Raw genomic sequence first — 22136 nt, 5'->3', positions numbered from 1 at the left:
AAGCAATCTTTTTAACCTTCTGAATCCTATCGCTAGGATGAAGTTGGACCTTTTATAGGTTAAGTTAGAAAGGGCGCACGGCGGATGCCTTGGCACTAGGAGCCGATGAAGGACGGCACTAACACCGATATGCTTCGGGGAGCTGTAAGTGAGCTTTGATCCGAAGATTTCCGAATGGGGAAACCCACTGTCCATAATGGGACAGTACGTGTATGTGAATACATAGCATACTCGTGGCACACCCGGAGAACTGAAACATCTAAGTACCCGGAGGAAGAGAAAGAAACATCGATTCCCTTAGTAGCGGCGAGCGAAACGGGAAGAGCCCAAACCAAGAAGCTTGCTTCTTGGGGTTGTAGGACACTCTATACGGAGTTACAAAGGAATGTGGTAGATGAAGCGACCTGGAAAGGTCCGCCGAAGAGGGTAAAAGCCCCGTAATCGAAAGCACATTCTCTCCAGAGTGGATCCTGAGTACGGCGGAACACGTGAAATTCCGTCGGAATCCGGGAGGACCATCTCCCAAGGCTAAATACTCCCTAGTGACCGATAGTGAACCAGTACCGTGAGGGAAAGGTGAAAAGCACCCCGGAAGGGGAGTGAAATAGATCCTGAAACCGTGCGCTTACAAATTGTCAGAGCCCGTTAATGGGTGATGGCGTGCCTTTTGTAGAATGAACCGGCGAGTTACGATTCCATGCAAGGTTAAGCTGAGAAAGCGGAGCCGCAGCGAAAGCGAGTCTGAATAGGGCGAATGAGTATGGGGTCGTAGACCCGAAACCAGGTGATCTACCCATGTCCAGGGTGAAGGTCAGGTAACACTGACTGGAGGCCCGAACCCACGTATGTTGAAAAATGCGGGGATGAGGTGTGGGTAGCGGTGAAATTCCAATCGAACCTGGAGATAGCTGGTTCTCTCCGAAATAGCTTTAGGGCTAGCCTCAAACGAAAGAATCTCGGAGGTAGAGCACTGTTTGGACGAGGGGCCCATCCCGGGTTACCGAATTCAGACAAACTCCGAATGCCGATGATTTATGTTTGGGAGTCAGACAGTGGGTGATAAGATCCATTGTCGAGAGGGAAACAGCCCAGACCACCAGCTAAGGTCCCCAAGTATCTGTTAAGTGGAAAAGGATGTGGCGTTGCCCAGACAACCAGGATGTTGGCTTAGAAGCAGCCATCATTTAAAGAGTGCGTAATAGCTCACTGGTCGAGTGGCGCTGCGCCGAAAATGTACCGGGGCTAAACAGATCACCGAAGCTGTGGATTGACCTTAGGGTCAATGGTAGGAGAGCGTTCCAAGGGCGTTGAAGCTAGACCGGAAGGACTGGTGGAGCGCTTGGAAGTGAGAATGCCGGTATGAGTAGCGAAAGAAGGGTGAGAATCCCTTCCACCGAATGCCCAAGGTTTCCTGAGGAAGGCTCGTCCGCTCAGGGTTAGTCAGGACCTAAGTCGAGGCCGATAGGCGTAGACGATGGACAACAGGTTGATATTCCTGTACCACCTCCCCGCCGTTTGAGTAATGGGGGGACGCAGTAGGATAGGGTGAGCACACAGTTGGTTGTGTGTCTAAGCAGTGAGGTGGAGAACGAGGCAAATCCCGTTCTCATCTAACACCAGGCTGTGATGGCGAGGAGATTTAATCTCCAGAGTCCCTGATTTCACACTGCCAAGAAAAGCCTCTAGCGAGGCGGGAGGTGCCTGTACCGCAAACCGACACAGGTAGGCGAGGAGAGAATCCTAAGGTGATCGAGAGAACTCTCGTTAAGGAACTCGGCAAAATGACCCCGTAACTTCGGGAGAAGGGGTGCTCTGGTAGGGTGAATAGCCCGAGAGAGCCGCAGTGAATAGGCCCAGGCGACTGTTTAGCAAAAACACAGGTCTCTGCAAAATCGTAAGATGACGTATAGGGGCTGACGCCTGCCCGGTGCTGGAAGGTTAAGAGGAGGGGTTAGCGCAAGCGAAGCTCCGAATTGAAGCCCCAGTAAACGGCGGCCGTAACTATAACGGTCCTAAGGTAGCGAAATTCCTTGTCGGGTAAGTTCCGACCCGCACGAAAGGCGTAACGATCTGGGCACTGTCTCAACGAGAGACTCGGTGAAATTATAATATGCGTGAAGATGCGCATTACCCGCGACAGGACGGAAAGACCCCGTGGAGCTTTACTGTAGCCTGATATTGAATTCCGGTGCAGCCTGTACAGGATAGGTAGGAGCCTTGGATTCCGGAGCGCCAGCTTCGGAGGAGGCATTGGTGGGATACTACCCTGGCTGTATTGGACTTCTAACCCTTGCCCGTGATCCGGGCAGGAGACAGTGTCAGGTGGACAGTTTGACTGGGGCGGTCGCCTCCTAAAGAGTAACGGAGGCGCTCAAAGGTTTCCTCAGAATGGTTGGACATCATTCGCAGAGTGCAAAGGCATAAGGAAGCTTGACTGCGAGACCTACAAGTCGAGCAGGGTCGAAAGACGGACTTAGTGATCCGGTGGTTCCGCATGGAAGGGCCATCGCTCAACGGATAAAAGCTACCCCGGGGATAACAGGCTTATCTCCCCCAAGAGTCCACATCGACGGGGAGGTTTGGCACCTCGATGTCGGCTCGTCGCATCCTGGGGCTGTAGTCGGTCCCAAGGGTTGGGCTGTTCGCCCATTAAAGCGGCACGCGAGCTGGGTTCAGAACGTCGTGAGACAGTTCGGTCCCTATCCGTCGCGGGCGCAGGAAATTTGAGAAGAGCTGTCCTTAGTACGAGAGGACCGGGATGGACATACCGCTGGTGTACCAGTTGTCTTGCCAAAGGCATCGCTGGGTAGCTATGTATGGACGGGATAAATGCTGAAAGCATCTAAGCATGAAGCCCCCTTCAAGATGAGATTTCCCATTACGCAAGTAAGTAAGATCCCTCAAAGATGATGAGGTGGATAGGTCTGGGGTGTAAGTACGGCGACGTATGTAGCTGACAGATACTAATCGATCGAGGACTTAACCTATTATAAAAAGTAGTTACTTGAACTACACAATGTCTTTTATTCAGTTTTGAGTGAACAAGCTTTACTCAAAGAGTCTAGTAACGATGGCGAAGAGGTCACACCCGTTCCCATACCGAACACGGAAGTTAAGCTCTTCAGCGCCGATGGTAGTTGGGGGTTTCCCCCTGTGAGAGTAGGACGTTGCTAGGCACGAAGCCATTCCCTTTGGGGAGTGGCTTTTTTGTGCTTTGTAATAGAAAGAGTTGAATGGAATATGATGTATTCATACTTTACTCGCTCATAGAGTTGGGTTATTCGCTCTATCGCGCTGCATAAACGCTCATTGAGTTGCGATCATCGCTCAATCGTTTCGCTTATCCGCTCAATGAATCATGGCAAGCGCTCAACCGCTCGGCGTATCCGCTCAACAAGTCACAGCAAGCGCTCAACCACTCGGCGTATCCGCTCAATGGTCTCAGGCAAGCGCTCAATCACTCCGCGTTTCCGCTCAATGAGTCACAGCAAGCGCTCAACCGCTCGGCGTATCCGCTCAATGGTCTCAGGTAAGCGCTCAATGACTCCGCGTATCCGCTCAACAAGTCACAGTATACGCTCTATGAACCCAGTCAAGTGCTCTATACTTCCTGCAATCCGCTCTATCACCCCCACGTCTCGCTCTATATTGCCCGCTCCTCCACTCTACGAACCTTGCCAACCGTTCTATCCATCTCCCTCCCAACAATCGCTTCTTACAATCTATTATTTAAAAGACTTTCCTTGAGTTTTTAACTAAGGCGCGATACGATTATCCTACTTGTTTAAAGGAGTGGTGCAATGGTAATGATATTAATTATTTTCGCGATCAATATTGTCTATGTAACGTTTATGACAATACGAATAATCCTAACACTCAAAGGCTATCGTTATATTGCCGCAACAGTGAGTATGATTGAAACGGTGGTATACGTCATCGGGCTTGGATTGGTACTGGATAATCTCGATCAAATCCAGAACTTGATAGCTTATGCACTTGGGTATGGAATTGGGGTTATTATCGGTTCGAAAATTGAAGAACGTTTAGCACTCGGTTATATAACGGTGAACGTGATAACAGCAGATGTCGATAAAGAAATGCCTGCTGAATTGCGCCGACTTGGTTATGGCGTGACAGACTCAGCAGCTAATGGATTAAGTGGTCATCGTTCTACTATGCAGATTCTGACACCTCGTAAATATGAAGTGCAATTGTATAAAACGATAACGGAACTCGATCCGAAAGCATTTATTATATCGTATGAACCTAAGTCGATACATGGTGGATTCTGGGTGAAGAGTGTGAAAAGAGGCAAGTTATTTAAATGAGTAAACAAAAGATGTGGTTTGATAGGGAAGAAAATGAGACACTCGAGGAATGTTTGGAGAGAATTCAAAGTATGGGGTATACCGTTGTTGCGAGACGTGAGAAGCCACTATTTAAACAGGTCGGAGAAGAGTATGTTCCTATTAAACAGCAAACACAGTTTCAAGGTATAAAAAATAGCTAATAACTATCAGAAGAGAGGTAGCTGATGGTTATTCATTCATATGTCAACTTAAAAGCGAATGATTGTAAAAGACTTATATTATATTGTTCGTCTTTTAGTTGACGGATTATGTAATAATTGATAATATAATAAGAGTAAATGAGTTCCCCGTATATGCTGCAGAATTGGCTGTGGCGTTTCTACCAAGACACCGTAAATGTCTACACTATGTGGGAAAGCAATTTTTCTTGGATAATATTGGAGAATAGCTAGATTATGCTAGCTATGTATCCATTTTGGTAAAGGTCCTTGAAAGTTCTGCTTTTTGTGCATGTGAAAAGTGGAGTTTTCAAGGACCTTTTTATTATCTTATATTAAATCATGTTGTACATGAAGGAGCGGATTGGATTTGGAACCGAAAATTGGTGTCATTATGGGCAGTAAGAGCGACTGGGAAACAATGAAGCATGCATGCGACATATTAGATGAACTAGGAGTTTCTTATGAAAAGAAAGTAGTATCAGCCCACCGTACGCCGGATTTCATGTTTGACTATGCGGAACAAGCGGAAAAAAAGGGATTACACGCCATTATCGCAGGAGCAGGCGGAGCTGCCCATCTACCAGGGATGGTTGCAGCAAAAACGCTAGTTCCTGTTATTGGTGTGCCTGTGCAATCTAAAGCATTGAATGGCATGGACTCGTTATTATCCATCGTTCAGATGCCAGGAGGTGTACCTGTAGCGACTGTGTCAATCGGTAAAGCGGGTGCTACGAATGCCGGCCTTCTAGCAGCTCAAATACTCTGTGTACAAGATGAGAAATTACGTAAGAAACTACAGCAAAGACGCGATGAAATGAAGAAGATCTCGTTAGAAAGCAGTGGTGAACTAAATTGAAACTGATTCAACCAGGACAGACAATCGGTATCATCGGTGGTGGCCAATTGGGACGGATGATGGGACTTGCGGCAAAAGAAGCGGGTTTCAAGATTGCGGTACTTGATCCAACAAAAAATTCCCCTTGCGGACAGTTAGCGGATATCGAAATCGTGGCACCGTATAATGATGAAGAAGCGCTGAATGAATTAAGCCAAGTAAGTGATGTCATTACATTTGAATTTGAAAATATTGATTATGAAGGATTGAAACGGCTGACAGAGAAAGCTTACGTACCTCAAGGTGCCGATCTAGTCCGTATCACGCAAAACCGCATCAATGAAAAGGCTGAGATTCAAGCGGCTGGGGTACCGGTTGCGCCTTACATAACCGCTGAGACATATGAAGAGTTAGTACAGAAAATAGATGATCTTGGTTTTCCTTGTATTGTGAAAACTGCTTTTGGCGGTTACGACGGTAAAGGTCAAATAAAGCTTGAAGCGAAAGAGCAAATGGAAAGTGCCAAAGATCTATTTACACATTCTTCTTGTATTGCAGAAGCTTTCGTTCCATTTGAAAAAGAGATTTCGGTTATTATTCAACGAAACCCTGCAGGACAAACCTATTGTCTGCCGATTGCAGAGAACATTCATAAGCATCATATTTTGCACGAATCGATTGTGCCAGCACGCGTAAATCAAGCGGTTTTAGAGCAAGCAGAAAATGCAGCACAGAAAATAGCGAGTCATTTAGAGTTGGTAGGGACACTGGCAGTTGAGATGTTCGTACTGCCGGACGGTACAATCATTATTAATGAATTAGCCCCACGCCCACATAACTCTGGTCACTACTCAATTGAGGCATGTAACGTCTCACAATTCCATCAGCACGTACGTGCAGTCTGTGGTTGGCCTTTACGCGAGCCGAAGTTATGGGCACCGTCTATTATGGTAAATGTGCTTGGGGAACATGTAGCACCACTTCAAGAGCGCATTGCGGATTATCCAGATTGGTCCATTCATTTATACGGCAAAGCAGAAGTAAAAGAAAAACGAAAAATGGGTCACGTCACGATCATGACAGAAAGTCTTGAAGAAACTCTACAAGAAATTGAGCAGTCTAATATATGGCAAGATCATAACTAATAAAAAACTATTATTTCCACTTTGGGAGGAACTGACAATGACGAAAGTAACAATTTATGTAACACTACGTGAAAGTGTTGTAGATCCACAAGGCATCGCGACAACTGAAGCACTTCAGAAGATAGGCTATGAAGAAGTGAAAAGTGTACGGGTTGGGAAATTGATCGAATTACAGCTGGATGGATCAGAAGAAACAATTGAAGCACGTGTGAATGAAATGTGTAACGATCTATTGATCAATAAAGTCATTGAAGATTATCGCTTTGAAATTGGGGAGGTTGCCAGCAAATGAAGTTCGCCGTTCTAGTATTCCCAGGTCTTACTTGTGATCTTGATATGTACCATGCAATTGAGGAAACAGTAAAGCAAGATGTAGAATACGTTTGGCATACTGAAGCTGATCAACTCGATCAATTCGATGCAGTTCTATTACCGACAGGCACATCATACGGCAATTACTTACGTCCGGGTGCATTGGCGAAAAGTTCACCTGCCTGCAAACAGCTTCAAGCATTTGCTGAGTCAGGCAAGTTAGTTCTAGGTGTAGGTAATGGTTTTCATATCTTAGTAGAAGCAGGTATTCTCCCGGGTGGATTCTTACGTAATAAAGGTTTGAAATTCCGTTCGACTCAAGATACTATTCGAGTGGAAAATAATAATACAGTGTTCACAAAAGAATATACACAAGGACAAATGCTTACATTGCCAGTTGCTAATGAATTTGGTAACTACTATGCAGATGAGCAGACAGTAGAAGTACTTAAAAACAATAATCAAATTGTCTTCACATATGCGAATGAAAATACAGATGGCAGTACAGAAGCGATCGCAGGAATCACGAATGAAAAAGGGAATGTCCTCGGTATGATGCCACTTCCTGAACGTGCGGTAGAAGAAATCATCGGTGGAACAGATGGAATGGCTTTATTCCAATCAATCATGAACAATCGGGGTGAACAGCATGTCAATTAATCACGAGCCTACAGCTGAGCAAATTAAAGAAAATCGTCTATATCTCCAAATGGGAATGACGGATGCAGAGTATGAGCGCGCAGTAGAAAAACTTGGACGTACTCCAAATTACGTAGAAACAGGTCTGTTCTCTGCCATGTGGTCAGAACACTGTTCGTATAAAAGCTCAAAGTCTGTGTTACGCAGATTTCCTACTGAAGGTGCACGTGTACTACAAGGGCCGGGTGAAGGTGCTGGGATTGTAGACATCGGTGATAATCAAGCTGCTGTGTTTAAAATGGAATCTCATAACTCACCATCGGCAATCGAGCCTTTCATTGGTGCAGCAACAGGCGCTGGCGGAATCATTCGTGATGTATTCTCTATGGGTGCGCGTCCGGTAGCGTTAGTCAATTCACTACGTTTTGGAGATTTAACAGAACCCCGAGATCGATTCTTGTTTGAAGAAGCGGTTGCTGGAATTGCGAGTTACGGTAACGCAATGGGAATCCCAACGGTAGCTGGTGAAGTTCAATTTGATCAGTGCTATTCGAAGCGTCCGTTGGTCAACGCGATGGCTGTCGGTTTGTTGAATCATGAAGATATTCAAAAAGGTGTTGCAGCTGGTATAGGCAACACAGTGATATATGCGGGGGCTACAACAGGCCGTGACGGAATTCATGGCGCCACCATGTCTTCTTCTGAACTAACTATTGAAGAAGAGCAAGAACTACCGGTCATGCAAGCAGGAGATCCATTCATAGAAAAGCTATTGATGGAAGCTTGCTTAGAGCTAGTTCAATCCGATGCATTAATCGGTATCCAAGACATGGGTGCGGCAGGTCTTACATCTTCAGCAGCAGAAATGGCCTCAAAAGCCGGCTATGGCGTGGAAATGAACTTGGATCTTGTACCACAGCGTGAAGAGAATATGACAGCGTATGAAATGATGTTGTCTGAATCTCAGGAACGTATGTTGATCGTTGTGAAAAAAGGTCGTGAAGAAGAGGTCATTGCACTATTCACGAAGTACGGAATAACAGCAGCGACTATCGGTCATGTAACAGATGATAAAATGTTGCGTTTGCTCCATAAAGGCGAAGTCGTAGCAGAAGTTTCAGCAGATCTTCTAGCTGAAGACGCACCGAGCTATCAGAAAGAATCAAAAGAACCTGCATCGTTTGCGGAAAACCAAGCGATTGAAAATAAAGAACCACAAGTAGCGAATATGAAAGAGACATTACTCGATTTATTGCAACGTCCAACGATTGCTTCTAAAGAGTGGGTATATAATCAGTTCGATACAGGTGCAAGAACGAATACAGTGCTCGCGCCAGGAGCTTCAGCAGGTGTGATCCGTGTGAGAGGAACAAATAAAGGGATTGCGATGACTGCAGATTGTAACTCTCGATTTATTTATTTGGATCCAGAAGTTGGCGGTAAGATTGCGGTAGCTGAGGCTGCACGTAACCTTGTATGTTCAGGTGCAGAGCCGATCGCACTGACTGACTGCTTGAATTTTGGTAGTCCGGACAAACCAGAAGTATTCTGGCAACTGGAAAAGTCAGCTGACGGTATTTCAGAAGCTTGTCGTAAACTGAATGCACCAGTCATTGGTGGTAACGTATCTCTCTCCAATGAAGTAAACGGTGTGCCAATCTATCCAACACCAACAATTGGTTTAGTAGGAATCGTCCATGATTTAAGCCAAGTGACAACACCTGGTTTCAAACAAGCTGGAGACGCGATCTACTTAATCGGTCAAACAGAAACAGAATTCGGCGGCAGTGAATTGCAACAAATGATCGAAGGAAAGATCTTCGGTAAATCACCTGCAATCGATTTGGACGTAGAAGCAACGCGTCAGCAACAACTTCTCGAAGCAATCCAAGCTGGAATGATTCAATCCGCGGATGATTTGTCTGAAGGTGGGTTTGCAGTAGCGCTCTGTGAAGGTACATTCGGTTCACAAGGTTTGGGTGTAGATGTAACAGTGAAAGGTTCAGCAGTCACTGCATTATTCAGTGAAACACAGTCACGTTTCTTGGTTACGGTACAAGCTGATCAAGTAGCTGCATTTGAAGAGAAAGTCGAAGATGCAGTGAAAATCGGAACAGTGACGGATGGCGAAGAAATCGTTATCAAAGATGCAGAAGGAACTGTCCTAATAGAAGGGACGGTAGAAGAGTTCCAAACTGCTTGGAAAGGAGCAATTGCATGCTTGCTGAACTCAGAGGACTAAACGAAGAGTGCGGCGTATTTGGTATTTGGGGTCATGACGATGCTGCACAGCTCAGCTATTACGCATTGCATGCTCTTCAGCATCGAGGACAAGAAGGAGCGGGTATCGTCGTAAAAGGCGAGAACGGTCTCCATGCAGTGAAAGGTGAAGGACTAGTCAATGAAGTGTTTTCAGGTGAAAAACTAGACTCACTTGAAGGACGTGGCGCAATTGGGCAAGTTCGCTATACGACAAAAGACGGACGTGGTATTGAAAATGTTCAGCCACTTGTCTTCCGTTCAACAACGGGTAGCCTAGCTATCGCCCATAACGGAAATCTGATCAATGCAACAGACCTGAAAGAACATTTGGAACGTCAAGGTAGTATCTTCCAAAGTACATCCGACACTGAAGTACTCGCTCACTTGATTAAACGTAGCAGTGGTTCTCGTAATCATCGAGACCGGGTGAAGAAGGCACTTAGTATTCTAAAAGGTGCATTTGCATTCGTTTTAATGACAGATGAAGGATTGATGGTTGCACAAGACCCGAACGGTATGCGTCCATTGTCATTAGGGAAAATCGGTGATGCGTGGGTCGTTGCATCCGAAACGTGTGCATTTGAAATTATCGGTGCTGAACACGTCCGTTCTGTAGAGCCAGGTGAATTGCTGATTATCAATGATAGTGGATTGGTGTCTGAGCGTTTTGCAGAACCAGCAGATTCTGCGATGTGTTCTATGGAATATGTATACTTTTCCCGTCCTGATTCAAATATTGACGGAATTAATATCCATGCGGCACGTAAACGTTGCGGGAAGCAATTAGCTCGTGAAGTACAGATTAGTGCAGATGTGGTCACAGGGGTTCCGGATTCGAGCATCTCTGCTGCCATTGGATTTTCTGAACAAAGCGGGATTCCGTATGAGTTGGGATTAATCAAAAACCGTTATGTCGGACGAACGTTTATTCAACCATCTCAAGCATTGCGTGAACAAGGTGTAAAGATGAAGCTATCGCCTGTACACCAAGTCGTCGACGGTAAGCGTGTGGTGATGGTGGATGATTCAATCGTTCGTGGTACAACATCTAAACGAATCGTTTCCATGCTTCGCGATGCAGGCGCTAAAGAAATACATGTCGTCATTGCTTCACCACCCTTGATCGCTCCATGTTATTACGGTGTAGATATTAGTTCTGATTCAGAATTACTTGCGACAGGTCGTACTATAGAAGAAATGCGTGATGAAATTGGCGCAGATTCACTGTCATTCTTATCAATAGATGGAATGCTGGAATCGAATGGTCGGTCATCAGAAATGAAAAATTGCGGACAATGCTTAGCTTGTTTCACAGGCGAATATCCAACTGAGATTTATTCAGATACAGCAATGCCGCATGAAAAAGAAATCGTACGATAGGAGGCCTTTCCATGTCGAAGGCATATGAAAAAGCGGGAGTTAATATTGAAGCTGGCTATGAGTCAGTGGAACGCATGAAGTCTCACGTAGCACGGACATCTCGCAAAGGGGTAGCAGGTGCATTTGGTGGGTTCGGCGGAATGTTCGATCTATCTGCGCTGGAATATAAAGAACCGGTACTCATTTCCGGTACAGACGGGGTGGGCACGAAGTTGAAATTGGCTTTCATGGCGGACCGTCACGACACAATCGGGATTGATTGTGTTGCAATGTGTGTGAATGATATTGTAGCGCAAGGTGCAGAGCCGTTGTATTTCCTTGACTATGTGGCGCTAGGTAAAGCAGTTCCTGAAAAAGTAGAAGCAATTGTTAAAGGTGTAGCGGATGGTTGTGTACAATCGGGTGCGGCATTGATTGGCGGAGAAACGGCTGAAATGCCAGGACTTTATGAAGAAGATGAATATGATTTGGCAGGATTTGCAGTAGGCGCTTGTGAAAAGAGCGAGCTAGTTACAGGTGAGCGTGTGCAAGAAGGCGACGTACTAGTTGGAATCGCATCGAGCGGTATTCACTCGAACGGCTACTCATTAGTACGCCATATTGTTTTCGAACAAATGGGCGCAGACATTAACGGTACGATTGAAGGTTTTGAAGATCTTGGCACAGTAGCGGATGCGTTATTAAAGCCGACTAAGATCTACGCAAAACCGGTACTTGAGATGCACCAACAGCTTGATGTACATTCCATGGGTCATATAACAGGCGGTGGATTCTTCGAAAACCTTCCACGTATGTTCTCTGAAGGATTTGGAGTAGAAGTAGATCTAGGCGCTTGGCCCGTACTTCCTGTATTCCAGATGTTGAAAGAAAAAGGCGAATTAACGGATCGTGATTTATATAGCGTATTCAACATGGGTGTTGGGTTCGTCGTAGCCTTGCCGGAAGCACAAGCTGAAAAAGCAATCGAAATCGCTAAAGCACACGGTGAAGAAGCATATGTAATCGGACGTGTTACGAAGCAAGAAGGCGTCACGTTTAACGGCGAGCATGACGGGACATTGTCATAATGAATAAAGTAAAGATTGCAGTATTTGCTTCAGGAAGCGGCAGTAATTTTGCCGCTTTGGCAGAAGCTTGTAAAGCGGAGCGCATTCCAGCTGAAATCGTTTTACTGGTGACAGATAAACCGGATGCTCTCGTCAATGAACGGGCAAACGAAATTGGTATACCAATTGCAGCTATTCGCCCTCGTGACTTCGAAACAAAAACAGCATATGAACAAGCAATACTCGAAAAATTACAAGAAGCACAAGTGGAGTGGCTAATATTGGCTGGCTATATGCGATTGATCGGTCCTGTTTTATTAGAAGCTTATCCTGAGCGGATCCTCAATATCCATCCATCGTTATTGCCTTCATTCCCAGGTAAGGATGCGATCGGACAAGCTGTGGCTGCCGGCGTCAAAGTAACAGGTGTTACCGTTCATCTTGTAGATGAAGGAATGGATACGGGTCCGATTTTAGCTCAACGTACAGTAGACGTTGTCGATGGGGATACTGATCGGACCGCATTAGCTATCCATGCCGTAGAACATGAATTATATACAGAAACTTTGCAAAGTTTATTTGAAAATCGATGAGCCTGTTGAAATGACAGGCTTTTTTTATAAAATGGAGGGAATTCCTTTGAAAAAACGCGCATTGTTAAGCGTATCGGATAAAAGCGGTGTACTAGAATTTGCGAAAGAACTTGAACAGCTTGGGTATGAATTATTATCTACTGGTGGTACGATGAAGCACCTAAAAGACAATGGTGTTGCTGTAACGGCTGTAGATGAAGTAACAGGATTCCCTGAGATCATGGAAGGCCGTGTGAAAACATTAAACCCGATGATTCACGGCGGATTACTAGCAAAGCAAGATGACCCCGAACATCAAGCACAAATGGAAGAGCACGGCATCCAGCCAATCGATGTAGTGTGTGTGAACTTGTATCCATTCAAAGAAACGATTTCTAAACCAGACGTATCCGCAGAAGATGCGATCGAAAATATTGATATTGGTGGACCGGCAATGCTTCGTGCGTCTGCAAAGAATCATGCATACGTCACTGTCATTGTGGATGCAGCTGATTACAGTGCGGTACTTGACGAACTGAAAGCGGATGGCAAGACAACTCTTGAAACGCGCCGTCGTTTAGCAGCTAAAGTATTCCGTCATACAGCAGCCTATGATTCATTGATTTCCGGCTACTTGACAGACCTTGCAGGCGAACAATTCCCAGAACAAGTTACCTATACATACGAATTGAAGCAACCATTGCGTTATGGAGAAAATCCGCATCAGCAGGCAGCATTCTATAGCCGTCCGCTTGGCTCTGATTTCTCGATTGCCTATGCGGAACAGCTTCATGGAAAAGAATTATCTTATAACAATATCCAAGATGCGAATGCAGCGATCCAAATCGTAAAGGAATTTACTGAGCCTGCAGCCGTTGCGGTTAAGCACATGAATCCATGTGGCGTAGGTACAGGCGAGACCATTGCTGAAGCTTTCCAAAAAGCCTACGAAGCAGATTCTACGTCTATTTTCGGTGGGATTATTGCATTGAATAAAAAAGTAGATCAGGAAACAGCCGTGCAACTTGCTGATATATTCCTTGAAATTGTTATTGCTCCTTCATTTACAGAAGAGGCAATTGAGACCTTGACCAAAAAGAAAAATATTCGTCTTTTGACGATTTCATTTGAACAGCGGAAAAAAGATCAGTGGAACACCGTATCCGTTGAAGGCGGATTATTGATGCAACAGCCTGATGCGCACGGTTTTGAAGAAGCAGATATTAAAGTGGCAACAGACCGAGAGCCAACTGAAGCAGAATGGAATGCGATGAAACTGGGATGGGCAGTTGTGAAACACGTAAAGTCTAACGCAATCGTCGTAACAGATGAGCATATGACAATCGGTGTAGGCGCAGGTCAAATGAACCGTGTAGGTGCTGCGAAAATCGCTCTAACACAAGCAGGCGAACGCGCAAAAGGGGCAGCTCTTGCTTCCGATGCATTTTTCCCTATGGATGATACAGTTGAAGCAGCAGCCAAAGCAGGCATTACGGCAATCATTCAACCGGGTGGTTCGGTTAAAGATGCAGATTCTATTAAAAAAGCCAATGAATATGGCATTACGATGGTATTCACAGGCGTACGTCATTTCAAACATTAATCGTGTAGGGAGTAGATGAACATGAGAGTTCTTGTAATTGGAAGTGGTGGTCGTGAACATGCGATAGCCAAACAGTTCAACCAAGCGCCTTCTGTATCAGAAGTATTTGTGGCACCTGGCAACGACGGTATGCAGCAAGATGCAACATGTGTGGATATTGCGGCTACAGACTTTGCGGCTTTGGCAGACTTCGCCATCGAACAGCGTGTTACGTTGACGTTCGTTGGACCGGAACAGCCGCTGGCGGAAGGAATTGCTGATTATTTCTTAGATAAAGGCTTAACAGTATTCGGTCCGACCCAGGCGGCTGCTCGCATCGAAGGCAGCAAGTCATTCGCCAAGGAAATCATGGACAAGTATGATATTCCAACAGCAGCTTATGGAACGTTCACGGATGCTGATGCAGCGAAGGCATTCATCCGCGAACAAGGTGCCCCGATCGTTGTGAAGGCTGACGGATTGGCAGCTGGAAAAGGCGTAATCGTCGCAATGGAATTACAAGAAGCGTTAGATGCGGTAGATGACATGATTGGCAATCAAAAGTTCGGTGAATCATCATCACGTGTGGTGGTAGAAGAATTTCTTGATGGTGAAGAGTTCTCTTATATGTCGTTCGTTCATGATGGACAAATCTACCCAATGGTGATTGCACAAGATCACAAACGTGCGTATGACGGTGATCGCGGTCCGAACACTGGCGGGATGGGTGCGTATTCCCCAGTTCCACAAATTTCAGATGCTATTGTGCAAGAAGCATACGATCGCGTAGTCGTACCTACTGTCGAGGCTATGACAGAAGAAGGAATTCCTTTTACAGGTATCCTCTATGCTGGTTTAATACTTACTGAGCAAGGTCCGAAGGTTATTGAATTCAATGCTCGCTTTGGAGACCCAGAAACACAAGTTGTTTTACCGCGTATGAAATCGGATTTTGGTAAGTTCATGGAAGCGCTAATGGCTGGAGAATCGTTCGATCTTGAATGGCATGAAGAAGCGATGTTAGGTGTGGTTATTGCATCGGAAGGGTATCCATCTGATGTAGTGAATGGCCGTGCACTCCCTAACCTTGATGTACTGACTGCTAACGGACTTGACGTCTTTCATGCAGGCACGAAGCTAGAAGATGATCACTTCGTCGGAAATGGCGGTCGTGTACTTCTTGTTGCAGCAAAAGCAGCTACGTTAAAAGAAGCTCAAGAGAAAGTCTACAATGGTCTTGCTGATCAATCGTGGGACGGATTCTTTCACCGTACAGATATCGGATGGCGTACATTTGAATAATAGATGAAATAGGACTGTCTTAGAAGTGTTGCATGACTTCTAAGACAGTCTTTTTTATTATTAAAGGACGAGGTTTGACGTCTGAAAATATATTATGGATAGTATATACAATTTATTTCGAGTGTAAAAAGCAAATTATCCACAACACACTTTATAGTTTTGTGATTTGTTAGTGGAGAAAGTGTGAGTAAGTTGTTGGTAGTGTGTGTAAGTATCTGTTTTCTTGTGGATTAATGAAAAAGTGCTTGTGGACAATTTTTACATAACATAGCTATTCCAGATTGAATTGCTATGTTACGATAAAGCAATAGTTACTAAACAGAAAAACTACCTGTAAGGGATGGTGTTCAGCATGTGGAGTGCAAAAGAAATACAGTCACAACTTGCGATTATTAATGGAGAGAAAGCGCCTGATATCGTAATTGAAAATGCTACATACTTACATTCTATATTCAAGAAATGGATGCAAGGGAACATTTGGATTCAAGGTGATCGAATCGTTTATGTAGGGGAGCGTATGCCGGCTATTCTGGAAGGAACAGAGTGTGTTGACGCTTCAGGCAAGAAAGTAGTCCCGGGATATATCGAGCCCCATGTCCATCCATTTCAATTATATAATCCGGAAACATTTGCTGACTATGCATCCCGTCGAGGAACCACAACTTTTATATCGGATAATCTCATCTTATTCTCCATGTTGGATCAGCAAACTGCATTTGCATTTATTGATCAACTGAATGAACTACCATTCTCATTTTATTGGTGGGCACGGGTTGATTCGCAAACTGTACTGCAAAATGAAAGAGAGCTTTTCAATACCGTAGACGTTGTGAAATGGATGGAGCGTCCTGATGTATTGATGACAGGAGAGCTGACAGGTTGGCCTAGACTACTACAAGGTGATCAAACGATCATGCAGTCTTTAATGGAATCCAAACGACTTGGTAAAAAGATCGAAGGACATTTTCCAGGTGCATCGGAACGCACACTGGCCCGAATGAAATTGCTTGGGGCGGACGGCGATCATGAAGCGATGACTGTTGATGAAGTGGAAAGACGATTACAGCAAGGATATGCCGCCACATTGCGCTATTCTTCAATTCGTCCAGATCTTCCAGATTTATTGAAAGGTATTGTTGAGAAGGAATGGGATGTTTTTGATCACTTGATGATGACGACAGATGGTTCCACACCTTCGTTCTATCGTGAAGGTGTAATGGACCAATGTATTCAAATAGCACTTGACGCGGGAGTACCACCGATTGATGCGTATCAAATGGCATCATATAACGTGGCGAGGTACTACGATATTACGGATTTGCATAGTGTAATTGCGACAGGCCGTTTTGCGACATTGAATTTTTTAGAAGATGAATACAATCCAGTACCAACTGATGTATTATCAAAAGGGAAGTGGGTACTCCGAAACAATACATCGTCCGACGCTTTCAAAGCAGTAGATTGGAAAGCGTTGCCGGCATTTGAATTACCTTATGAACTGACAGATGAAGATTTCACATTCACCTCTTCAACGGGGATTCAGATGGTTAATGATGTGATTACAAAAGTATATGAAAGTGATTTAGATCTTAGCAGTCCGACGATTGCAACTGGTGATGAGTGTTATTTGATGTTATTGGATAAGAACGGCAAGTGGCGAGTCAATACGATGCTAAAAGGATTCGGAAATAATCTGCAAGGTTTCGCATCTTCCTATTCAAATACGGGTGATGTATTATTGATTGGGCAGGATTGGCAAGAGATGAAGAGAGCGTTTAATGAAATAAAGAAAATAGGCGGAGGCATGGCACTCGCTGAGAATGGTAAGATAATTGAAACGTTACCACTGCAAGTTGCAGGCGGGTTGTCTGTTCAACCGATGGAAACCATCATCGAAGAAGAGTTAGCAATGAAAAAGGCATTAAAAGAGCGTGGATATACGCATGGAGATGCCGTATATACGTTGTTATTCCTTCAATCTGTTCACTTGCCGTATGTCCGAATCACGCCGATTGGTGTCGTGCAAGTAATGAAAAATGAACGATTAATACCTAATATAGAAAGGTAGGAGCACATATTGAGATGGAATGGACGAAAGTTACTCTTGACGGCCGCGGTTAGCTTGCTATGTCTTGGGGGATGCTCTTCAAAAGATCAGTCTGAACCAGAGGAACCAGAGAAAAAACAAAATCCGATTGAAGTGTCTTCTTTTACAGGTGAAATTACAGATGGAATCAACAATCGCCCTATTGTAGCGACAATCAGTAATATTCCTGCAGCCCGTCCACAATCGGGACTGGCAGACGCGGATCAGATCTATGAATTTTTAGCTGAAGGTCAAGTTACACGCTATGCCGCCCTTTTTCAAAGTAAGGTGCCGGATCAGATAGGCCCTATTCGAAGTGCACGTGACTATTTCGTACACTTGGCAGAAGGTATGGATGCATTTTATATCGCTCATGGTTATAGTCCAGATGCAAAGAAATTATTAGATGATCGGGTAGTTGAACATATAAATGGGATAAGCCATGATGGAACTTTATTCGAACGTTCAGCGGATCGTCGGGCTCCGCATAACTCGTATATATCAAAGGAACATATTGCAGAAGCATTTAGTCTTGTGAATGCATCTGAAGAGATCACTGCACAGCCGTCCTTTTCTTTCCTTAATCCTGATGAAAGTGATAAAATAGGGGATATAGCATCAACGGTTCAAGTATCGTACAGTTCAGATCCGAATTTCATTAGTACGTACACGTATGATCAAGAAGAAAATCGGTACTATCGGTCTGTTAACGGTATTGATACAGTAGATAAGCTAAATGAACGACGTATAGAATTGGCGAATATCATCGTGATGGAAATGGATCATCAAACAGTTGATCAACAAGGCAGGCTCGCAATTGACCTAGAATCTGGCGGCCAAGCTATGCTGTTTCATGAAGGGATCGCTAAAACGATTGAATGGCAAAATAAAGATGGATTTTTAACTCCAGTAGACCAAGACTTACCTGTGAAATTAACAGCCGGAAAAACTTGGATCCACATTATTCCATCATTATCAGGTCCTTCTACTTCCGTCACTTATACTCCGTAAGATCGACATAGAGAGAGGGCGAGAGCATGCAAATAGATAAAATCCGCGGAGAACAAATAGATCAATTATTTCAAGCAATTCTAGAACTAAAGGATGTAGAAGAATGTTATATGTTTTTCGATGACATTTGCACGATGAGTGAAGTCCAATCACTTGCGCAAAGACTGGATGTAGCCCATAAACTCAAACTGAAAAAAACCTATGACAGCATCCAACAAGAAACAGGCGCAAGTACAGCTACGATCTCCCGCATACGCCGTTGCGTAGACTACGGGTCTGGTGGCTACAATCTTATGTTGGATCGACTGTACCCTGAACTTCAAAACAATCAAACAAAAAATAACTAACACAACCGGCCAGGGATCATACCCACCGGTTTTTTAAAAGTTATATATAACTACTATGACAAAAGAAGGTGGAAATAAAAAATGGACTATAAAACATGGCGACATGCATTTAAAATTGATCCAGCGAAAGAAATATCAGATAAACAAGTAGAAGCCATAGCGGAGTCTGGAACGGATGGAGTCATCATTGGTGGGTCTGACGGTGTCACATTGGAAAACGTACTTGATTTACTTGCACGTTTCCGTCGTTTTTCCGTACCCCTTGCATTGGAAGTATCTACTGTTGAATCCGTCACGCCAGGATTCGATTATTACTTCATTCCAACGGTCTTAAACACAACGGATTCAAAATGGCTGAACGGCTTGCATCACGAAGCACTTCGGGAATACGGCCATATGATGAACTTCGATGAGCTAGTTACAGAAGGTTACTGTATTTTAAATTTGGATTGTACAGCTGCGAAGGTGACAGGCGTAGACCGTGTTCCCGATGAAGAAGATGTACAAGCATATGCACGGATGGCTGAACATTTATTTTCTTTGCCGATTTTTTATTTAGAGTACAGTGGGCAATACGGTGATCCACAAGTTGTTCGATCGGCAAAAGAATTACTTACTACTACTCGTCTCTTTTACGGTGGTGGAATTCGCTCAACAGAACAAGCGAAAGAAATGGCGGCCATTGCAGATACGGTAGTAGTAGGAAATGTAGTATACGATGACCTACAAGTGGCTCTTAAAACAGTCCATGCTGTGAAATCTGTTCCTTTACCTGTGTGAGTAGTATATAATGAGAACAAATGTTCCGAAAAGGCGGTACTAATATGAATACATTATCAGATGATTTATTAAAAGGCATGAATCCTGAGCAAGCGCGTGCAGTCAAAACGACCGAGGGACCGTTGCTCATTATGGCGGGGGCAGGTTCAGGGAAGACTCGTGTATTGACACACCGAATTGCATATTTGGTTGTGGAAAAACAAGTGTACCCCTCCAATATATTAGCCATTACATTTACAAATAAAGCGGCACGTGAAATGCGTGACCGAATTGATGGACTACTGGGTCCAGGCTCTGGAGAACGTATGTGGGTTTCGACCTTCCACTCGATGTGTGTTCGAATTTTACGCAGGTTCGTAGATCGAATTGGCTTATCTAAAAATTTCACTATTCTTGACAGTGCTGATCAATTGACTGCAATGAAACGTGTATTGAAAGAACTGAATCTCGACCCGAAACAGAATGATCCGCGTGCAATGCTTGGAATTATTAGCAACGCGAAAAACGAATGTATAGACGCGATAGAATTCCGTAAAAATTCGAATCCTCAAAACCCCCATGAACGTACAGTAGCGGATATCTATGATCGGTATACAAAAAAACTGCGTCAGAATCAGTCGATGGATTTCGATGATTTGATCATGATGACGACAGTCTTGTTTGAACGAGTCCCTGAAGTGCTCGAGTATTATCAAAACAAATTTCAGTATATTCATGTGGATGAGTACCAAGATACAAACAATGCGCAGTATCGCCTCGTCAAGATGCTGGCATCAAAATTCCGTAATGTTTGTGTAGTAGGGGACTCCGATCAATCGATCTATCGCTGGCGTGGTGCGGATATCGGTAACATACTTTCTTTTGAAAAAGATTATAAAGAAGCCAATGTTATTCTATTAGAGCAAAACTACCGTTCCACCAAGAGGATTTTGCAAGCGGCGAATGAAGTGATCGATAATAATAAAAGTCGCTATGATAAGAAATTGCGCACGGAGAATCCCGAGGGTGAATTAATCTCGATTTACAAAGCTCGTGATGAAAAAGATGAGTCACAGTTTGTTGTGCAACAAATCATTGAATTGAAAGAACAACTAGGATTAACATTGGATCAATTTGCAATTCTATACCGAACGAATGCACAGTCCCGTCTAATTGAGGAATACTTATTAAAGTCAAACCTTGATTATACCATTGTAGGCGGCACGAAGTTCTATGACCGAAAAGAGATTAAAGATTTACTCGCCTATTTACGTCTTATTGCAAATCATGATGATGACCTTGCTTTAGCAAGAATCATCAATGAGCCAAAACGTAGCATCGGTGCAACTTCGTTCGAACGTATGGCGACGTTTGCATTACAAAATGACCGCTCCATTTTTGATTCATTGCAGGAAGTAGATTTTATGGGCTTACCTAAAAGAGCCTTAACGGAAGCGGTAAAATTCCATGAATTGATCAATGGATTTACTCAAATGCAAGAATTTTTATCAATCACTGAACTAGTGAAAGAAGTCATTGATAAATCGGGCTATCGTGAGATGTTAGAAAAAGAAAAATCAATCGAAGCGGAAAGCCGTCTTGAAAACATTGAAGAGTTTTTATCTGTTACAGAAGCGTTTGAAAAGCGTGCAGCTGAAGAAGAGGAAGAACCTTCCCTCGTTGCATTTTTGACTGACCTCGCTTTAGTAGCGGATATTGATACATTGGATAAGGAAGAGAACACTTCTACGGAGAAAATCGTCCTAATGACGATGCACGCAGCAAAGGGCTTGGAATTCCCTGTGGTCTTTGTGCTCGGTATGGAAGAAAACATCTTCCCACATATTCGAGCACTTGCAGATCCCGAAGAAATGGAAGAAGAACGAAGACTCGCGTATGTAGCGATTACACGCGCAGAACAGCGCCTTTACCTGACAAGTGCAGGTCACCGGATGTTGTTCGGTAAGTCAAACTTCAATCAACCATCTCGTTTTCTCAATGAAATCTCAGAAGAACTGACAGAACTATTAGCAGATGGCAATGGTATGAGTGTACCTTTCGCTCAAGCACCTAAAGCGAAAACCAGACGACCTGCAGTCAAACGTCCAGCCTATAATGAAAGTGGCGGAGAAAAAATGCAGTGGAATCCAGGAGATAAGGCGTCCCATAAAATATGGGGAACTGGAACGGTTGTGAGTGTTAAAGGTAACGCAGATGATATGGAATTGGATATTGCTTTCCCTAACCCAGTTGGTATCAAGCGACTATTAGCTAAATTTGCACCAATTGAAAAAGAATAAAGCGTCCTTAAGGAGTGTGGAAAGTAG

The 22136-nt window shown here is 44.2% G+C and carries 17 protein-coding genes, 2 rRNA genes and 1 riboswitch; all 19 genes read left to right on the top strand.

Annotation, left to right across the window (positions count from 1 at the left end):
- Positions 1-57: 57 nt before the first annotated feature.
- Positions 58-2987, top strand: a 23S ribosomal RNA gene (locus tag SporoP17a_RS06710).
- Between the two features lie 73 nt (positions 2988-3060).
- Positions 3061-3176 (top strand): 5S ribosomal RNA (rrf, locus tag SporoP17a_RS06705).
- 624 nt (positions 3177-3800) lie between these two features.
- Positions 3801-4328 (top strand): DUF2179 domain-containing protein, encoded by a 528-nt coding sequence (locus SporoP17a_RS06700; RefSeq protein ID WP_083033877.1) that lies wholly within the window; start codon positions 3801-3803, stop codon positions 4326-4328.
- A complete protein-coding gene (locus SporoP17a_RS06695) occupies positions 4325-4510 on the top strand; it encodes an NETI motif-containing protein (protein WP_083033875.1) in 186 nt (61 codons plus the stop codon). The genes SporoP17a_RS06700 and SporoP17a_RS06695 overlap by 4 nt, the downstream gene beginning before the upstream one ends.
- A 127-nt stretch (positions 4511-4637) precedes the next feature.
- A riboswitch (purine riboswitch) is annotated at positions 4638-4738 on the top strand.
- Positions 4739-4922: 184 nt separating this feature from the next.
- A complete protein-coding gene (gene purE, locus SporoP17a_RS06690) occupies positions 4923-5387 on the top strand; it encodes a 5-(carboxyamino)imidazole ribonucleotide mutase (protein WP_420542200.1) in 465 nt (154 codons plus the stop codon).
- Positions 5388-5443: 56 nt separating this feature from the next.
- Positions 5444-6511, top strand: coding sequence for a 5-(carboxyamino)imidazole ribonucleotide synthase (gene purK, locus SporoP17a_RS06685; RefSeq protein ID WP_237262424.1), 1068 nt, complete (start codon positions 5444-5446; stop codon positions 6509-6511).
- Positions 6512-6548: 37 nt separating this feature from the next.
- A complete protein-coding gene (gene purS, locus SporoP17a_RS06680) occupies positions 6549-6803 on the top strand; it encodes a phosphoribosylformylglycinamidine synthase subunit PurS (protein WP_083033870.1) in 255 nt (84 codons plus the stop codon).
- The gene (purQ, locus tag SporoP17a_RS06675) at positions 6800-7483 is read left to right on the top strand and encodes a phosphoribosylformylglycinamidine synthase subunit PurQ (protein WP_083033868.1); all 684 of its coding nucleotides are present in this window, start codon (positions 6800-6802) and stop codon (positions 7481-7483) included. The genes purS and purQ overlap by 4 nt, the downstream gene beginning before the upstream one ends.
- Positions 7473-9704: a phosphoribosylformylglycinamidine synthase subunit PurL gene (purL, locus tag SporoP17a_RS06670; protein ID WP_083033866.1), complete on the top strand. Its 2232-nt coding sequence runs from the start codon at positions 7473-7475 to the stop codon at positions 9702-9704. Before purQ ends, purL begins: the two co-directional genes overlap by 11 nt.
- Positions 9680-11104, top strand: a complete 1425-nt coding sequence (purF, locus tag SporoP17a_RS06665; RefSeq protein WP_083033865.1) for an amidophosphoribosyltransferase — start codon at positions 9680-9682, stop codon at positions 11102-11104. Before purL ends, purF begins: the two co-directional genes overlap by 25 nt.
- Before the next feature lie 11 nt (positions 11105-11115).
- Complete coding sequence (gene purM, locus SporoP17a_RS06660; protein ID WP_083033863.1) at positions 11116-12171, top strand: phosphoribosylformylglycinamidine cyclo-ligase; 1056 nt, start codon at positions 11116-11118, stop codon at positions 12169-12171.
- Entirely contained in the window at positions 12168-12743 is a 576-nt protein-coding gene (gene purN / locus SporoP17a_RS06655) for a phosphoribosylglycinamide formyltransferase (protein WP_420542199.1), read from the top strand. Before purM ends, purN begins: the two co-directional genes overlap by 4 nt.
- Positions 12744-12789: 46 nt before the next feature.
- Complete coding sequence (gene purH, locus SporoP17a_RS06650; RefSeq protein WP_083033859.1) at positions 12790-14325, top strand: bifunctional phosphoribosylaminoimidazolecarboxamide formyltransferase/IMP cyclohydrolase; 1536 nt, start codon at positions 12790-12792, stop codon at positions 14323-14325.
- 21 nt (positions 14326-14346) lie between these two features.
- On the top strand, positions 14347-15606 hold the full coding sequence (purD, locus tag SporoP17a_RS06645; protein WP_083033857.1) for a phosphoribosylamine--glycine ligase: 1260 nt from the start codon (positions 14347-14349) through the stop codon (positions 15604-15606).
- Positions 15607-15946: 340 nt separating this feature from the next.
- On the top strand, positions 15947-17674 hold the full coding sequence (locus SporoP17a_RS06640) for an adenine deaminase C-terminal domain-containing protein (protein WP_083033855.1): 1728 nt from the start codon (positions 15947-15949) through the stop codon (positions 17672-17674).
- A 9-nt stretch (positions 17675-17683) separates the two neighbouring features.
- Positions 17684-18703, top strand: coding sequence for a DUF3048 domain-containing protein (locus SporoP17a_RS06635; protein ID WP_083033853.1), 1020 nt, complete (start codon positions 17684-17686; stop codon positions 18701-18703).
- A gap of 26 nt (positions 18704-18729) precedes the next feature.
- Positions 18730-19050 (top strand): YerC/YecD family TrpR-related protein, encoded by a 321-nt coding sequence (locus SporoP17a_RS06630; protein WP_083033852.1) that lies wholly within the window; start codon positions 18730-18732, stop codon positions 19048-19050.
- Positions 19051-19131: 81 nt separating this feature from the next.
- Positions 19132-19830 carry a heptaprenylglyceryl phosphate synthase gene (locus SporoP17a_RS06625; RefSeq protein WP_083033850.1) on the top strand — a complete coding sequence of 233 codons (699 nt, stop codon included), beginning with the start codon at positions 19132-19134 and terminating at the stop codon, positions 19828-19830.
- 44 nt (positions 19831-19874) lie between these two features.
- Positions 19875-22109, top strand: coding sequence for a DNA helicase PcrA (gene pcrA / locus SporoP17a_RS06620; protein WP_083033848.1), 2235 nt, complete (start codon positions 19875-19877; stop codon positions 22107-22109).
- The last annotated feature ends 27 nt before the right edge of the window (positions 22110-22136 follow it).

It is taken from the genome of Sporosarcina ureae, from assembly GCF_002082015.1.
GTDB classification, from domain to species: Bacteria; Bacillota; Bacilli; order Bacillales_A; family Planococcaceae; genus Sporosarcina; species Sporosarcina ureae_A.
Note: the sequence above shows the minus strand (reverse complement) of the source record. Positions and strands in the feature narration are given on the sequence as shown.

Coding starts and splice junctions, on each gene's coding strand:
- SporoP17a_RS06700 (WP_083033877.1), top strand. CDS start 3,801: ATGGTAATGATATTAATTATTTTCGCGATCAATATTGTCTATGTAACG.
- purE (WP_420542200.1), top strand. CDS start 4,923: ATGGGCAGTAAGAGCGACTGGGAAACAATGAAGCATGCATGCGACATA.
- SporoP17a_RS06630 (WP_083033852.1), top strand. CDS start 18,730: ATGCAAATAGATAAAATCCGCGGAGAACAAATAGATCAATTATTTCAA.
- purL (WP_083033866.1), top strand. CDS start 7,473: ATGTCAATTAATCACGAGCCTACAGCTGAGCAAATTAAAGAAAATCGT.
- pcrA (WP_083033848.1), top strand. CDS start 19,875: ATGAATACATTATCAGATGATTTATTAAAAGGCATGAATCCTGAGCAA.
- purD (WP_083033857.1), top strand. CDS start 14,347: ATGAGAGTTCTTGTAATTGGAAGTGGTGGTCGTGAACATGCGATAGCC.
- purS (WP_083033870.1), top strand. CDS start 6,549: ATGACGAAAGTAACAATTTATGTAACACTACGTGAAAGTGTTGTAGAT.
- purQ (WP_083033868.1), top strand. CDS start 6,800: ATGAAGTTCGCCGTTCTAGTATTCCCAGGTCTTACTTGTGATCTTGAT.
- purM (WP_083033863.1), top strand. CDS start 11,116: ATGTCGAAGGCATATGAAAAAGCGGGAGTTAATATTGAAGCTGGCTAT.
- SporoP17a_RS06695 (WP_083033875.1), top strand. CDS start 4,325: ATGAGTAAACAAAAGATGTGGTTTGATAGGGAAGAAAATGAGACACTC.
- purK (WP_237262424.1), top strand. CDS start 5,444: ATGATGGGACTTGCGGCAAAAGAAGCGGGTTTCAAGATTGCGGTACTT.
- purF (WP_083033865.1), top strand. CDS start 9,680: ATGCTTGCTGAACTCAGAGGACTAAACGAAGAGTGCGGCGTATTTGGT.
- SporoP17a_RS06640 (WP_083033855.1), top strand. CDS start 15,947: ATGGTGTTCAGCATGTGGAGTGCAAAAGAAATACAGTCACAACTTGCG.
- SporoP17a_RS06625 (WP_083033850.1), top strand. CDS start 19,132: ATGGACTATAAAACATGGCGACATGCATTTAAAATTGATCCAGCGAAA.